Raw genomic sequence first — 14,649 nt, forward strand, 5'->3', positions numbered from 1 at the left:
TTTAACTTGTACCTTTATGGAAATTACGGATTATTCCTGAAATCAATAGGGCAATACCTATCAAATAAATAAATGGGAAATAGGGCAACACTCCGCCTACAAAATTTGGCGCTAACATAAAAAATGTAAATAAACAGAATGAAATCCAAATGATTTTTATATATAAACGCACCAAATTAGGTTTAGCCCCGCCAAATCTATATGCGTTGGCTTTGTGTCTGTTAACAGAGCCGTAAATTAAAGCTAAACAAAGTGGAAGTGATACAAACAGCCAATACTTAAACATCATTATTCGCAAAGCGATTTGATACGCTAGTATCTGCCCGTTTATTGCTAGTCTTTCTTGGAATGTACTACCTATGACACCATCCCATTCAGTGTCCTTTTCAGGCATTAACTTTGATAAAAACCATTTGTATAGCCCACTCCCATTTACCCATTTATCTTGTAAAAAGAGGGTTTCGTTATGCAATACGTTCCAATCATTCTCTGAAATCGCATTTTTAATCTGATATGACTCTTGCAGTACATTCGTTTTATATTCGTCAGGTTCTGTTAGTAGCAGCATGAGCAGCATAGCCGCCACTGATAGTGAGGAAAGCAGTAATAATATTTCTAAACGAGTATGTTTACTTGTAATTGCAGTCTTCATACTGCATCCCCCCAAAATACAGCCTGCCTTTTGCCTGTGGCCGGCACTCCCCAGATACTTAAATCAATGCGATTGAATACCAATAGATTGAAAATTAGATGTAGTTTTTTATTCGTCTCTTTCGTTGGTGTATGTAATGTTATTAAATTGTCTTTTGGGTGTTTATTTGACCAGGCACGCAAGCTTTCTTTGGTCCAATCCCACACCTCATTTTCACATTGAATTTTCATGCAGCATAATTGAGTTAATTGATTTGAAATATATTCACAAAAAACCAAATACGCAGCCGATTGTCCTTGTATCTCAGCCTTGGCGTAATATGCGCTCAATGATGTTGTAATTATGGATATGTAAGTAGGTGCCCCACTATTAAATATATCAATGTTGCCCATGTACTCTTTTACTTTGTTACATATTTTTACTACTGCCGGGTTGATGGTATCTATCATCGACAATTGTATTTTAATATTCGACTCACCAATTGAATCAACTATTTGCGCTTTTTCTGTCAGTGATTTATTTTTAACGGCGTGCATGAATTTTAAAATTGATTCAGCGTCAAAGAATTTATTTAAAATGAGTAGTCCTACTTCATCTTTGCGCAGGTACTCTAACTTTACGTTAAGTTCAGTCGTTGAAATTGACTCAAAGTTATTGTTTTCAATCCACGAATATAAACTTTCATTCGTAAAATCCCACGTTACTGAGGCAGACAATCGCTGGCCTTTTGGTCTGCCCGACACTCTTGCGTAAATGATTGGGTATAACCTTTCGGATACTGCCAAAATTAGACTTTCAACTTTTGTATTTTCAAGATTGTCTATAACGCCGTTCATAATGAGGCTAAATACGTGTTCTTTGTATATCTTGTTTTTTAAACCAACATACAGCGCTATGTTTCTAGCCAATTCCAATACTGCTTCATTATCACTGCATAACTTTAAAAACTTATCCTGATTTTTTTCACTTAGTCGTGCTCGTATCTCATTCTTAGATGATTGCTTTTCAATGTCATTCAGTGAAAGCCATGTTTTTTGGGCAGTTAAACCATTAAAGTTATCAATTCGCCACTTATCTATAACCATTTGGCTCGCTCCTCTGGGCAGCTGTTAATTACAATTGGCAGTCTCATTTTAAGTTTTCGGCCATCTGCTAACCGTGCTATGTATTGAAGTTTTGGTAAATCGCCCATTAAGCCCATTGGAAATGAATCATCCATCTCTTTAGCTGAACGCTCACCATGCATAGAGTTGAAGGCAAATATACTTTCGCTACTTGATGCACCAGATGAACTCTGATTTTGAACTTTTGTGATTGCTGTCTTTGAAAATTGCGCAGCAACATACTCTTGGGTCTTTGGGTCAGTTGTTCTAAATGAAATGAAGTTATTACATAAACCTAAAACTCTGTTGGCTGTAGGTTCATCGGTTTTAGCTGCAATGTCGCTTATTGTTTGTGTAGCAAGATAAAGCTCGATTGATGATGCGCGACCAACAGCAAGGAGATTTAATAAGCTGTCATTATTTTCAAGTGCGGCATGCGCTTCATCTAAGAAAACAGCAACTCGTGATGCTTTCTTGTCGTTATTGTTATAACGACGACCTGACACAGCAGCAATCTCAGCCATAATTAAACGAGCTAAAAAACCTGCTGTTTTATTATCAGTCATTGAATCTAAACTTATATATAGACACCCCCCTTTTTCCATGAGGTTATCTAAATCTACAATTCTTCGCTTATCTTCACTTTCGGGATCATCAATAGGGGAAAACAAATCATCCATTGGCTTTGATGTTAGCGCCGTTAAAACTGGGCGTAACGATGTGATCATCTTTATAAAATGCTCAGAAGGGTGTTCGATTAATTGAATAATACCTAAAATAGCCGCGTTCTCATGCGACTCGCTTAAACGAGCTTTATAGTATTCACTCATTACTTGCCATGCCTCTACACCTTTTTTAAGGTACTCAGCCATATTCAGCTTTGTTTCGTATTCTGGCCCTAGTGTCCTTTCAAAAAACACACGCAACACTTTTTCACAGAAAGGTATTTTCCCTGAAGACAACGCTTTTTGAATGGAAGTTAAGCGAATAGGTGTGCCAATGTACTCCATGCCTGCAGCTACAAATGTTATTTGTTCATAGGCGAAGTCTTCAAAGGTTTTACTGCCCCCTGAAGTTCCCATGAGTGGCGCTACTCTGTCAGCAATTTCTGAGACGCGTACAAAGTTCTTTAGTAACGGTATACGACAAGAGTCACTTTGTGCAGCAGGGTGTACACTGAAAAACCTATCGCCATAACCTAAGTGCTCCATTTCCTGCTTGATAGACTCTTTCCAGTCAGTGTCGTTTTTTGGATCGATAACGACGATTACTTTGCTGTTATTTTTTGTTTTGTCACCGTTTATGATCTTATTTTGTTGGCCGTTTATATTAAAGCGAGCTGAACTTTCTTTTGCACCCATATGTATAGCGTTGAGGCTAAGCAAGCGTAATAGTGTTGTTTTGCCTGTACCTATATTTCCTGATATGAGTGTATGCCCAAAATAAGTATCTTCCACAACCTTTATTTCCGTTTCATCGCCTACAGCATGGATAAAGGGTTTTCCACCAAGCTCTTCAGTTTCATGCTGAAATTCGTCTGTTGCTTTGCGTAGAAAAAATGGAAGCTTTATATCCGTTAATTTTGAGTCCATATTCATAACTTGATAAATACGATTGGCATGTTCTGAACCCCATTCAAACCCATACCCCATAAAGTTGTGTCTAGGGTCAACAAATTTGTCATTCGTTATTCTTGGTTCAAGCGAGTTGATTTCCCGTAATTTTTTACAATCCATAAACTCTTTTCTATTGAGTTTTAGTTTTAACTGACGCTCAATTAATGGTTTTGCTTTCCTAGCATACAGATAACTTCCACCAGCCAGTATGCCAGCAATACCGAATGAAACGGTTGCTCCTGGTTGGAATGCACCTAAAGTCATAAACGGAGTTGTTATGGCACCAATGCCATAAGCTATTGCTGTGTTTACTTCATAGATAGGTCGAAATAGAAACTCAACGTATCGCCCATCTGTTCTATTGTATTTACTACTCACTGAACACCTCTGTATTTGATACATCTTGTATGTGGACTTGTATGGAAAATGAACTCATGTCGTTAATTTTTACGTCATGTTTATAGCGCGCTTTCATTAATTGGATTAGTTTACTTATACGTATCCCTTTTATAAAAGATGGGCTTGAATCGCTAACTAACGCTACTTCTTTTAATGTAATGTCTATGTGTTCAGGACCACCAGCTACATTAAATTTGTGAGCTAGCAGGATTTCGCCAAGACTTCCTTTGATGCTTGTTGTTGTGAATTCAAACTGTGTTGGGTCGGCCAAAGGCAAACTAGATTTATCTTTACCGGCAGTGGCTTTTTTCTTGATAGTCTCACTCTTTGCTTTAGGTGAATTGGTAGCAACACCTTTTTTGGTTTCTGAACTGCTTTTAACAGCGCCAGTTAACGAGGACTGACCTAAAGGTGTTAGTTCAAAGCAAACGACAGACTTTGCTTTTTTACGCCGAACAAGTGTTGCAAGGGATGAGCTACCTAGTTTTTGCCGTATAAAACCTTTGCTTAATAGCGTATGTCCAGCTTCGATTTGATTAGTGTTGTAGGCTTCAACATACTTATTTACGTCTACGTACCATTTATTATTGATTTGCAAAACATACTCGTGGAGTGTTGGTTTTTCGTTCTCCAAAGCTGGTGGTATTGCCTTTTCAATTAATTCCACAGGTACAGCCTGTTCTGTTTTTTCCGCAGGTAATGTTTGTTCATTTGTTTCAGCAGGTACAGCCTGTTCAGTTTTCTCTGCAAGTGTCGTCTGTTCAGTTTTTACTACAGAGGTATCGGTGCTGTTCTCAAATAGAATTGGTGTAACATTCGCTTTTTCCGGTTTTTTAGGCTTTGGCATTTTTTTCTTTTTGGCCGCGACTTGATTTTTTTCCCCTGTATTTACTTCAGCTTTAGGCGGAACTGTTTTTTCTGTTTTGGCGGTACTGGGTTTTTCCTCAGCATGGTTTACACCATTGTTAACGGAAACGGTTTTTTTAGTCGTGCTAATGTTAACTTTGTCATGTAATTCGTTCGTACCTTCAATTACCGTCTCCTTTTCTTCGCTAAGCGCTGTAGTATCAAAGCTTAGCTCTGTAAAGCTTCCATCTTCTTTCGTAATGAAATATTTGTTTGAGCCACTAAGGTAAAGTAAACCTTCTAAGTTTGGGTGCACTGGGTCAGAATCATATATCCACTCGCGATAGACCACTTTAATCAACTCAATCCAACTAATGCTGATTGTTTCGTCAATGATGTTTATTACATCTTGTTCAGTGAACTTGCCTATAGCAAATAACGCAAAGCGATTTTCTTTATCGAATGGCTCTACTATTCTGAAATCTTCCATCATTCCTAATAGTGACTTTGTGTCATTTGGTAGAGCATCGAACTGGTTAGCCCGTGCAGCTTTTAGGATTCCATCAAACGCTGATTGCCAACGAATAAAAACACAATCACCAATTACAAAAGCATGGCTTTTTTCAGCATTAAAATTCCATTTGCTTTTAAGGCTTCGCATCGTGTCGACAATAGACATCATTCTTGATTTTTTTAAGGTACCAAAAGCAGAAGTTGCCATTGTTTTGACATCTTTAGCCGTTGACACTGAATCTCCAAAACGAATTGCTGTGGCAAGGTATCCATTGATGTGAGCATATCCGTTAAGTGCAGACGTTAGATTGCTATATAAGTCATCTGGGGAGTCCATAATGAACTCTAACCCTTCTCCTTTTAATATGTGTGGTAACAGAGTGGCACCTGAAGACACGTGCTCCTTGTGTACACGAGATGCCCTAAAGTGGACAAAATATCGTTCTACTTTATTGCGGGTAGCCCATTCAATTAAAGTTTCAATTTGTGGTATCCAAGGCTTAATTGGTTTCCCCCAACTCGCGATTGGTACACTTGTATTTTTTTCATCATCAAAAATTGTATACGCACTCACCTGCATATCTGTCAGAATTTTACCTGTATCATGTAAAAGCGCCCCAACCCACGCTGCATACATGTAACGGACACGACGTTGTGCATCTAAGTCCACTTTACCAACGGTCGGAGGCAATTGATTATCTGCTTTACGCAAAGCGATTAAAGCAGCATCTAGCGAGTGCCGAAATAATCCACCTGGTTGTGAATGGTGGTGGTATTCAGATGCAGGAAGCATGTGAACATATTCCGCTAGCTTGCGAATTACACTCAAATAACGCGCGTCAAAAAGATTAACACCTTCCTCAGTGGTTCTATGAAACCCAATATCTACGTGTTGCTCAAGCGCTATAATCTGGTCTTTATAGCGCTTTAAAATGGCGTCTACACAAAACACGCTCAAACCATTTACTTTAGGTGGGTAAAATTGAGCTTCAGCATCGTGTACTGGCCTGTTATAAATATCCAAATAAATTTCTCCACTTACATTGGTCTGTAAGTGGATCGGCTTAGGTTTATCTTTAAGAACTTCTACGCCACCTTTAACCGGCTTAGTAGAAGTGGATAAACCAAATAGCATTTTCATGGTGGATACAAATGCCATTATGCTACCTTGCTTTCACTATCTTCATTTTTGGCTTTAACAATTAATACTAATTGTTCTTCAGTAAGTATTGTTTTTGCTACCTCATAAGGAATGTCACACAGTGAAAGCATGTTAAATTGTGGATCACGTAAAAACTCCAAATAGTAACGCGGATTAAATTGGCCACCTTCGCGCTTACCCGGGGAAGTCACTTTCATTATTCTGTCAGTTACGCCAGTAACAATTGCTGCTGCCTGTTTGCATGCTTGCTCATACTCAAGATCATCTAAAGCACCAAACATAAATAATTTTTCAATTGCGTTTAACTCTTTGTCCACGGCAACAATTAACTGAGTAATTGTGAGTCCTACTGGGTGAGATACTTCAAATTGCATGGCGTAGTTTTCTGGTGTATTAATTATAAAGTCACCCATAACCGGTAAACTTTTTTCACGTTCCACTCGGTGATCATGAAGTGTATCCAACTGGGCTTGAGCAAGACTTAAATTAATATCTCTATGCCATTCACTTATTCTTGTGTACGCAACGCTAGAGGTTTTTGCCATCCGTAAAATTGCAGCTAAGCGTTCGAATGCATTTAGAATTTTATGCTCGTTTAGCTTTAAATATGAATGAGTGTGGTCTGTTTCATACTTAATCATAGTAGTGATTGTTTTCATTTTACCAGCATGCTTTGTGGTCGCTCTTTGCGCCTGCTCATTCTTGACATGTTCAGCTGATATTGAATTTTCAGTTTTACTCTGCATTTTGTATCTCCTCAGTTTCTAAAGTTTTTGTGTTGTTCAGTAGCTTTAAGCTTTGATGAATCATATTAATAAGAGTGATAATTGGTTCCGCTTTAATTAGGAATTCATCAATTAAACTAACTTCCCAGCTTTCAGCGTTTTTCACTAATTGGAATCGACTTGTTGTGCCATCTTTATTCCGCTTGAGTTCTTTTGCGTAGCGAAGTGTCTGCTTATTGCTTTTAGCAACATTGAGCCTTGCCCAACTGTTTTCGTAAATTCGCCACCTGAGCGTGACTCGGTTATGGTTTTTGGTTTTGTATATGCGAATGCTCGGTGCAACCTTGCCGACTTTATCGGTTCGGTCCGGATTAGCGGATTGACTTATGATTTGTCTATTAATGTCACGCCAAGCACCCCAATATCCATCCACTAACGAATCAAGCTTTAAAGCTAGGTCGTCCTTTTTATCAGTTAAATACTGGCGAACTTCAAATGCATCTTGGTTCATTTTTTAAAACTCTTGTTTCTGTCGTGATGCCATTTTCGCGTAATTATCTTTAAGAGAAAAAAAATACAGAGGGTATAAATGCATGCTGTAAATTTCGGGCACCTTCCGGTGAGGTATTCTTTTACTATTGATGCCCTAAAATCTAATTGAGGGCAGTTTCAACAAACTGCCCCTAAACGGGCGGATTAACCAAAACTGCCCTCAATTAATTAGGGGGGAATTAAGTTTTCGAGGTTTGCTTATTTGGTGCTTTTTTTTGGTAAGTACAGATTTATTTGTAAAATGCCCTCAAAGGGCGTTTTGAGTGACGTCTTAATTAATTGAGGGCGCTTTTTATTTTTTGTATCAATTAAATTTAATATCCCGCCCTAAAAATGGGCGCAATAAATATCTCACTCTATTAATTGAGGGCGGTTTCTGTTTTTTGTTGAATGACTATTTTGTAAACTTTAATTTTGGAGAAGCATGAAATTTAGCGTAATTCTTCTAAATAAATGGAGTTGCGCCATTGTGGGTAGGTTCTAAGGAAGTGCACTATTAATTGAGGGTAGTTTTAATAATTTTATATTTTTTAGACTAGGAACAATGCCCTAAAGTGGGCGTAAAAAAAATCTCACCCTATTAATTGAGGGCGGTATTAACCTTTATATTTTTGTGGTTCTAAATTATTGAGGCGTATTAGGCTTAGTCATATATTATAAATCTGCGATTTTTTTATTGTTCATCTTCTCAATCATAATGCTGGATATACCAATCAAGAAGAATTGAAGCTCGCTTTGTGAAAGCGCAAACGCATTTAATTAGAGGGAAAGGTAAAATTAGTAGTGCAGTTCATCAATTAAAGCTGCATGCGAACAATATGGAATTTACATAGTGATAATTGCTATGCTGTGCCGCTTTTGTGCCTCTTTCATGCCACATACCGATCAGCAATCGACCTACCCAATATACTAAACTATACATCGCCATATTGTGCCTTTTTTGTGGCGGTTTCATGCCACTCCTCGATAAGCGATTGACATACCCAATACCATAAATTGCGAATCGCCATATTGTTCCGTTTTTGTGCCGCTTTTATACCGCTAGTCGGTAAGTGATTTACATATCCAATATTATAAATCGTACATTGCCATATTATGCCGCTTTTATGCCGCTTTGCTCTATAGCTTCGTATTGGTCTGTGTTTTTGGTTTTCGTTCACTCAACTTATAACTAATAAGTTTTATAATTAAACCTTAGAGGTGTCATTTTGGGGTGCTCTAATATTTAAAGCTTTTGATTGCTGGGTGTATTCTCTGCCTGAACAATACATATAGGAGTGTAGAGAATGGCTAAGAAGATAGTGAGAGCTGCTGAGGTTGGGTTTGGAACAGTAAGTTTTACTGTGTCGGGTGACGATAAGCCAGTGATAAAAACGTTTAGCTCTTCTGTTGGGCGAATTAATGAGAGCCGAATTGGGCAAGCCGATATGGGAATTGGTAAGCGTGAAACGGTAGAAGTCGATATTGATGGCGACATTTTTGAAGTTGGGCCTGACGCTTATTTAAGTGCTCAAGATTCTGACGATGTTTTAAGTGATCATTATGTTGGTTCCAAACAATATAAAGCATTATTAAAAGGCAGTCTTTCACTAATGCATGATCGTGTTATTGATTTGCTTGTTGTTGGCCTACCTGTTAATCATTGGTCAAAAAAAAATGAACTTATAAAATTAACTGAAGGTGTGCATGATTTCAAAGGCGGTAAGCAACGAATAGTTAAAAAGACTATGGTGTTACCACAACCGGTTGCTGGATTAGTTTCTTATGCGACAAGTCTACCTAAACAAGAGTTTGAAAAAAACTTCAAAACAGCAAACGTTGTTTGTGTAGATGCCGGATACTTAACACTAGATGTGTGTACATCTCGTGGACTAACGCCAATAGAAAAAAGAAGTGGTGCAACTGAGAGCGGCTTTTCAACTGTGTTGAATGAAATTATACCGACCTTATCTAAAGCTTTTTCATTAACTAACAATTTATCAAGACGCTTAGTGGATAATGCTTTTTGGAAAACTAATGGCAAGCTAAAGGTTAGAGGTTACGAATACCCATTCCCAATTTGCAAAAAAGAAGATAATGATCTCGGAATTGAATATGACGTAACGGGTAATATTAATAGTTCGACAAGTACGGCTGCAAACTATGTAAGAAACATTGTAGGTAGCGGTGATGACATTGATTATTTTGTTTTATTCGGTGGACCAATTAAAACTTTTGAACCAGCTATTAGAGCGCAATATCCACATCACAAAATGATTGTACTAGAAAATAATCTAACTACCGTTGTTGAGGGGCTGTTCTACGCAGGCAAACAAGTCGTTAGAGGTTAATCTATGAGTAGTATAATTAAAGTAACAGCGAGAATAAAAAGAGAAAGTAAACTTGGGATTCATTTGGTCAATGATTCTCAGTTATCTGGCTACCCTAATGAGTTAATTAGGTTAGCCATACAAGGTTTGTTATTCGAGAGTCTAGTTAATAATGGGGGGCAGGTAAAGTTATCAGTTAACCAACCGAATTACCCTTTGGTTGACAGTAGCTTGAACAAAGCCTCTGTTGCTGTAGAGAAAACCCAAAGTGAGCCTGTAGAACAAACTCAAAATGAGCTTGTAGAAGAAGTTGAGGAAGATAAAAATCAACTTGACCTCGTACCTTACTTGGATAAATACATGGAAGATTTGGATTTGGATTTTACAGAATCAAATGGAAGTCCTGATTAAAGGTCTGCTCATCCAATGCTTTAGGGTGAGCTTTTTGAAAGGTGATTAGAAAAAAATATTATTTAATTTTTTTTACTTTATATAATTTAAGTTAATGTCTCGTTAAGCATTGAATCTATTAGTATTTATATAATAAATTAAAAATCACCTCACCCTAAGTCACAAGTAGTGACGTTATTTTTATTGAGATGTTCCTTTTATGAATCTATAATTCAAATTCATTGAATAATTTTAAACGGAACTAGAGCAATGCTAGAGAATGCAAACAACCTTGCCGATCAAATTAATAACTACTTTAATTGCAATGTGGAGCTGTTATTAATAATTAAATCACTTATTGATTTTGATTGTGATATTGAGGGTGTCATTGGCATTGATTCACAACTTGTATCAGCTCTTAAAAATGCTCATGTTCAAGATATTGCATGTTTAAAAAATGCAGATTCTCGCGTTCCTTTATTCAAATTAGCGTGCTCACCAAGTGACCTAACTCAAGCTATTGCTACTATGAAAATAAACAAACCAAAAGCAGGGTCAATAGACCACATATTTGCATCTGAGGTTAAATAGAATGTCTATATCGCTGACTAATATTTATAAAAATGAAATTGCTATTTGCGCTTTAGCAGTGTTAGGTACTGAAAAGAAAATTCTACTTGCTCTGTCTCATAGACGAAAAGACAATATCAAACACTTTTGGAAAGACCTCCCTTTTTCAAGACAATTTCGCCGTGGTCAAGGTGGTTGGGTAAAAGATACTGAAGGACGGCTGATGGCCGACAGAATTTTATCGTTATATAAAAAAATGTATAAAGATAGCCAACTCGACAGACCTATAACTGGTGTGCAATTATTGAACATGTACTATGCTTATAATGCATTATACCCAAACTCTAAAATTCACCCTACTCGTATATTTTACTTTTTCCCACTAGTACGTGAACAGCTACTTGGTATTATGCCGTCATGTGCTTGCTGTTCTAAGTCTTATGTAGTTCATTATGATGACAACTCTGACATAAACCTTTGTGCATCTTGCCATATTACTGGTGCAAAAGCTCCAAATGCTAAACGTGAGAAACATGGGCTATTTGAAGATCAGATAACTGACGTTCCAATGCATGATAATTTACCTCAGCGACAACAAGTTTAAAAGTTAATGTAAGAGACGCATTTAAAAAATTTGATTTTTAATATTTGAAAACCAATACTAGTAGCAATTTCAAGTGCCAAGGTGTTGGTTTTTTTATGCGTAAAGCTTTTTTATCATTACTTCTTATTGCCACACTACCTTTGCAGGCTGTCGAATGGCTTGATCCAATGACTCCTATGAAGTCACAAGTAAGCATTAATTTTGTTAACTTACTAGGTGATGAGCAGGCTTCACTAATCAATGTTGGGCTAAACAACAATGCTGGACAAAAGCATTATGTCGCGGGTGTGCTAATACAAAAAGAGAAACCTAAATATTTAGCTTTAATAGTAGCTAACTTCGATAAAAGTTTGTCTGGATTAAATTTTTATTTCAATCACGTAAATGTAAAGGCAGCATGTTCTCGCCTAAAAGGTGATGTTGCAGATGAAATCTTAAAAACTAAGGCATATTTATCACAAAGCGTGGAACTGTATTATAAACAAATGTCATTTTCTGCTCCATGGCATCACTTTCTGCAAGCGAGTAATGCCAGGCATTTTGTTCAACAAATCTCGGATGTTGGTAATATAAATTCAATTTCTTTGTGTGAAATACCAAATCAATTTTTATAATTTAAAAGAGGCTCATAAGCCTCTTTTTTATTACATAATTATTTATTTCTTCGATTAACTCTTTCCTCCACTTTTTTTGGCTACTGAATGATTAGAGGTGGCATATTTGTACTCTCTAATATTTCAAAATTCCCTATATTAATAAGAAAATGGCTCAATTGAATATTGGGGGTCATTTTGAAAAACACTATATTAGCTACTTTACTACTTGCAACTTGCTTTAATGCTTCAGCTGCATCATCAACTTCAACAAACTCTCCTTTTTATGGTGATAAGTACAGAGGGTGGTATTGGTTTGAAGATCCTCCTGTAGAACCTGAAGATGAGCCAGAAAAAGAAAAGCCGGCAGCACCAGCAGCTGAAACTAAGCCAGAAGAAGAGAAAAAAGAAGAAAAAGTACGCTTAGATGTTGCTTGGCTCAAATCAAAAATACCTGAGTATCAAGAAGCCGCTATTAATAACCCAACGAGGGAAAACATTGCACGCTACTTGTATGTGCAGCGTTATATGCTCGATATTAGCTCTCGATTTGCTACCAAAACAATGGAATTTACTCAGTTCGAATCTGAATTAGATGAATCAAAACGTCGCCCTATGTCCACGTTTTCATTAAACGTATTTAAAGATGATACAAAAAAAGCCATAAGCAATGTTATTAGTGCAATCAATGAAAAGTCTCATTTATGGTTTTTCTTCTCGTCTAATTGCGCCTATTGCAAACAACAACTTCCGTTATTAAAAGAATTAAAAATCCGCTTTGGTATGAATGTACTTGGTATCTCAATGGATGGGTCAGTATTGCCCGGCATGGAAGGTATTGAAGTGGTGGTTGATACAACAAATGTTGCTGAACGCTTTGGCGTTCAATTCACACCAACCATGTTCATGGCTCTTAATGACGGTAGCGGTTTCACCAAAATAGGCGAAGGCTTAACTACGTTACCTCTAATGCAAGATCGTATTCTTTTATCCGCCCGATTAAAAAATGTAATTACCGATGAACAGTATCAACAAACTCAAAACGTTCGGGAGATAAATGTGCTGACCGATACGGATGGAACTATGTTAGCTGATGCAGAATTAATTGAGAATGACCCTGGTTATTTAGCTGAAATACTTAAATCGAAATTAGCCGATTCTAAGCCAGTAGGTGCTCAATTATTTAACTCTCTTTCAGGGGAATAATGATGAAATTAAAAAGAATTGGAATTTTCGTTAGCTTGTGCATGTTAACAAGCTCTCTAAATGCTAATGCAGGAATGAAAGACTTATTTGATTCGTATCAAAATGATTTAGGTCCATATCAAGTTGACGTTGCTAGTGGCAATAACTGGGGGTTAGGTCAATTTTCTGCTCGTTGGAATCAGCCTACAATTGATGTTGTTTCATTGGAAAGTCCATCTATGTCAGTAGGTTGCGGAGGCGTAGATCTATACGGAGGTTCGTTTGGCCTAATATCTGGCGACGAACTAGTTCAAGTTGGTAGAGCGGTAGCTCAAGGTGCAGCAGCTTATTTTTTTAAACTAGCAATTAATAATATCTGCTCAACATGTGCTGCAGAAATGGAAAACTTACAAAATAAATTACAGCGATTTAATGAACTGGCTCGAAATGCCTGCGCTGAATCTCAAACCTTTTTAGCTAATAACGAATATGTTGGTGAAGATAGGTTAGTAATGCAAGAAAGCCTTATTAGTTCCGATATGGCCTCAAAAGTTGGTTCTGTTACTAGTTGGGCAGGTTCTATTCTTGGCGATAAAAATACAAATGAAAAGAAAGATTTAAACACCAGAAAGCTAACTCTTGAAGGTAATTCAGTCTATCAAGCGGTTACCTTATTAAATCCAACTTCATCAACACCTTTTTTGGATGCGCTTGAGTTTAAAGGTGATACGCAGAAGAAAAAAATGGCATCGATGTTAATGACTTTATTAGGTACCAAAGTTATTAAGTTTGAAAATGGTGCCACTGATGTAGATGCAGAACCTGGAGTTGATAACACTGGACCTGCTAATTATTCAGATTTCATTTTTGGGAAAACAGCTGTACCGATAAAAATTAGAAGTTGTGGAACTGAAACTATTCCTACAGGTGGCGAATATCGCTGTTTAAATGTTGAAACAGAAACAGTGAGCTTTACTCCATTAGAGATGGTAGTAAAAGCGAGACTTGTTGGAGAAGCAGGTAGCCCTGGTATTTTTGCTAAATATTTAAGTCAAACACCTCTTAACGCAGAGGAAAAGCGCTTTGCTAAAATATTTACTTTCCCATATGTACGTTGGGCAGTATTTGCTAAAGAGAACCATATAAACATAGACGATATTGCGAACTATGCAGCTACATTGTTGTTGAGACAACTTAACGAGGAAATCTTTAATCAAGTCAGCAAAGTTTATGCAATGACCGCTTCGGCTAAAGAAAATATGTATAACTCAGGTACATCTTTAAAAAAGGAGTATGAAATTGCATACCGAGACTTTAGCAAACAGTATGAACTTGTAAGCAAAAAGATATATGCAAGTAATACAGAGAGCACCCAAGCCCTCCAAACAGTAGTGCAAATCTCTGCTATAACCAAACAGACTAAAGGGTGA

At 37.2% G+C, this 14,649-nt stretch carries 13 protein-coding genes; 7 read left to right on the plus strand and 6 right to left on the minus strand.

Going from position 1 to position 14,649, the window contains the following annotated elements; genetic code table 11:
- Position 1: 1 nt before the first annotated feature.
- Genes QL995_RS17795 through QL995_RS17820 form a run of 6 tightly spaced genes read right to left on the minus strand, consistent with a single transcriptional unit; the run spans position 2 to position 7,527 of the window.
- Positions 2-652, minus strand: coding sequence for a DUF4400 domain-containing protein (locus QL995_RS17795; protein ID WP_024595922.1), 651 nt, complete (start codon positions 650-652; stop codon positions 2-4).
- A complete protein-coding gene (locus tag QL995_RS17800) occupies positions 649-1,737 on the minus strand; it encodes a hypothetical protein (RefSeq protein ID WP_024595923.1) in 1,089 nt (362 codons plus the stop codon). The genes QL995_RS17795 and QL995_RS17800 overlap by 4 nt, the downstream gene beginning before the upstream one ends.
- Positions 1,728-3,749, minus strand: coding sequence for a conjugative transfer system coupling protein TraD (gene traD, locus QL995_RS17805; RefSeq protein WP_290294746.1), 2,022 nt, complete (start codon positions 3,747-3,749; stop codon positions 1,728-1,730). Before traD ends, QL995_RS17800 begins: the two co-directional genes overlap by 10 nt.
- Positions 3,742-6,288, minus strand: coding sequence for a MobH family relaxase (mobH, locus tag QL995_RS17810; protein ID WP_290294747.1), 2,547 nt, complete (start codon positions 6,286-6,288; stop codon positions 3,742-3,744). The genes traD and mobH overlap by 8 nt, the downstream gene beginning before the upstream one ends.
- A complete protein-coding gene (locus QL995_RS17815) occupies positions 6,288-7,037 on the minus strand; it encodes a hypothetical protein (protein WP_024595926.1) in 750 nt (249 codons plus the stop codon). The genes mobH and QL995_RS17815 overlap by 1 nt, the downstream gene beginning before the upstream one ends.
- Complete coding sequence (locus QL995_RS17820; RefSeq protein ID WP_024595927.1) at positions 7,027-7,527, minus strand: conjugative transfer protein MobI(A/C); 501 nt, start codon at positions 7,525-7,527, stop codon at positions 7,027-7,029. The genes QL995_RS17815 and QL995_RS17820 overlap by 11 nt, the downstream gene beginning before the upstream one ends.
- Before the next feature lie 1,327 nt (positions 7,528-8,854).
- On the opposite strand from QL995_RS17820, the gene QL995_RS17825 reads away from it, so the two are divergent.
- The 7 genes from QL995_RS17825 to QL995_RS17855 all read left to right on the plus strand — a co-directional run bounded on the left by QL995_RS17825 (position 8,855) and on the right by QL995_RS17855 (position 14,649).
- Complete coding sequence (locus QL995_RS17825; protein ID WP_024595929.1) at positions 8,855-9,898, plus strand: ParM/StbA family protein; 1,044 nt, start codon at positions 8,855-8,857, stop codon at positions 9,896-9,898.
- A 3-nt stretch (positions 9,899-9,901) separates the two neighbouring features.
- Positions 9,902-10,288 carry a hypothetical protein gene (locus tag QL995_RS17830; protein WP_024595930.1) on the plus strand — a complete coding sequence of 129 codons (387 nt, stop codon included), beginning with the start codon at positions 9,902-9,904 and terminating at the stop codon, positions 10,286-10,288.
- A 249-nt stretch (positions 10,289-10,537) separates the two neighbouring features.
- A complete protein-coding gene (locus QL995_RS17835; RefSeq protein ID WP_024595931.1) occupies positions 10,538-10,858 on the plus strand; it encodes a hypothetical protein in 321 nt (106 codons plus the stop codon).
- A gap of 1 nt (position 10,859) precedes the next feature.
- The gene (locus QL995_RS17840) at positions 10,860-11,441 is read left to right on the plus strand and encodes a FlhC family transcriptional regulator (RefSeq protein WP_024595932.1); all 582 of its coding nucleotides are present in this window, start codon (positions 10,860-10,862) and stop codon (positions 11,439-11,441) included.
- A gap of 95 nt (positions 11,442-11,536) precedes the next feature.
- Positions 11,537-12,055 carry a hypothetical protein gene (locus QL995_RS17845; RefSeq protein ID WP_024595933.1) on the plus strand — a complete coding sequence of 173 codons (519 nt, stop codon included), beginning with the start codon at positions 11,537-11,539 and terminating at the stop codon, positions 12,053-12,055.
- A 177-nt stretch (positions 12,056-12,232) separates the two neighbouring features.
- Positions 12,233-13,240, plus strand: a complete 1,008-nt coding sequence (traF, locus tag QL995_RS17850; protein WP_024595934.1) for a conjugal transfer protein TraF — start codon at positions 12,233-12,235, stop codon at positions 13,238-13,240.
- The gene (locus QL995_RS17855) at positions 13,240-14,649 is read left to right on the plus strand and encodes a conjugal transfer protein TraH (protein WP_024595935.1); all 1,410 of its coding nucleotides are present in this window, start codon (positions 13,240-13,242) and stop codon (positions 14,647-14,649) included. The genes traF and QL995_RS17855 overlap by 1 nt, the downstream gene beginning before the upstream one ends.

Source organism: Pseudoalteromonas sp. APC 3358 (assembly GCF_030408075.1).
Classification (GTDB): domain Bacteria; phylum Pseudomonadota; class Gammaproteobacteria; order Enterobacterales; family Alteromonadaceae; genus Pseudoalteromonas; species Pseudoalteromonas arctica.

Excerpts from the sequence above, each read along its gene's own strand:
- QL995_RS17845 (WP_024595933.1), top strand. The coding sequence starts at position 11,537 with ATGCGTAAAGCTTTTTTATCATTACTTCTTATTGCCACACTACCTTTG.
- mobH (WP_290294747.1), bottom strand. The coding sequence starts at position 6,288 with ATGGCATTTGTATCCACCATGAAAATGCTATTTGGTTTATCCACTTCT.
- QL995_RS17840 (WP_024595932.1), top strand. The coding sequence starts at position 10,860 with ATGTCTATATCGCTGACTAATATTTATAAAAATGAAATTGCTATTTGC.
- QL995_RS17820 (WP_024595927.1), bottom strand. The coding sequence starts at position 7,527 with ATGAACCAAGATGCATTTGAAGTTCGCCAGTATTTAACTGATAAAAAG.
- QL995_RS17800 (WP_024595923.1), bottom strand. The coding sequence starts at position 1,737 with ATGGTTATAGATAAGTGGCGAATTGATAACTTTAATGGTTTAACTGCC.
- QL995_RS17825 (WP_024595929.1), top strand. The coding sequence starts at position 8,855 with ATGGCTAAGAAGATAGTGAGAGCTGCTGAGGTTGGGTTTGGAACAGTA.
- QL995_RS17815 (WP_024595926.1), bottom strand. The coding sequence starts at position 7,037 with ATGCAGAGTAAAACTGAAAATTCAATATCAGCTGAACATGTCAAGAAT.
- QL995_RS17855 (WP_024595935.1), top strand. The coding sequence starts at position 13,240 with ATGATGAAATTAAAAAGAATTGGAATTTTCGTTAGCTTGTGCATGTTA.
- QL995_RS17830 (WP_024595930.1), top strand. The coding sequence starts at position 9,902 with ATGAGTAGTATAATTAAAGTAACAGCGAGAATAAAAAGAGAAAGTAAA.
- QL995_RS17835 (WP_024595931.1), top strand. The coding sequence starts at position 10,538 with ATGCTAGAGAATGCAAACAACCTTGCCGATCAAATTAATAACTACTTT.
- QL995_RS17795 (WP_024595922.1), bottom strand. The coding sequence starts at position 652 with ATGAAGACTGCAATTACAAGTAAACATACTCGTTTAGAAATATTATTA.